The organism is Caballeronia sp. INML2 (genome assembly GCF_023631365.1).
Classification (GTDB): Bacteria; Pseudomonadota; Gammaproteobacteria; order Burkholderiales; family Burkholderiaceae; genus Caballeronia; species Caballeronia turbans.
In genome coordinates, this window is record NZ_JALQDH010000214.1 from 1 (window position 1) to 533 (window position 533).

Genomic DNA, 533 nt, shown 5'->3' on the forward strand with positions numbered 1-533 from the left:
GCTGGATACAACCCAAGCATGGATCGCGTGACGTATCCGGCCGAGATCCAAGCAGCCGAAGCAAAGGTTGCAGCGCAGAACGGGCAAACGAGCTACGGCGGCGTGGCTGACACTGCGTCGGCTTCGGGCGGCCCAGCTCACACTGGCAATAGCATCGCTCCTGTCTATTTCGGTCACTAATCGACCGAAAGAGCCAAGAGGCTCTTGCGCAATAAAAGGACTGTCCGCTGTGGTGGTACGGCCGGTTTACCTAACAACACCTCCGCCACCGGCCTAGCCGATGGCTTGCCCAGCACCTAAGTCGTCCTGGGCCTTTTTCGTGGGTGTTTTCAGGGAAAGGATAGCGGCGATGTCTCTGGCGCTATGCAGGGCGTGAATTACGTCGATGCGCTCGGGTTGCCCAGTGATGCGATAGAAAATCTGGTAGCTGCCGTGAACACGCTGCCGCACGCCGCGATCTTCGTACCGAGGCACGAGCGGGTAGGCGAGGGGCATATCTGCAACGCTCATGCACTTGTCCCGCGGCGCATCTC

General features: G+C 59.7%; 1 protein-coding gene and 1 pseudogene. One reads left to right on the plus strand and one right to left on the minus strand.

What is annotated here, in order from left to right:
• Positions 1–180, plus strand: a pseudogene (locus NCT32_RS37050) (DUF4148 domain-containing protein); the annotation flags it as partial.
• Positions 181–273: 93 nt separating this feature from the next.
• On the opposite strand, the gene NCT32_RS37055 reads toward NCT32_RS37050, so the two are convergent.
• Positions 274–533, minus strand: a 260-nt coding sequence (locus NCT32_RS37055) for a type II toxin-antitoxin system RelE/ParE family toxin (RefSeq protein ID WP_250491569.1), incomplete at its 5' end; no start/stop codon positions are given.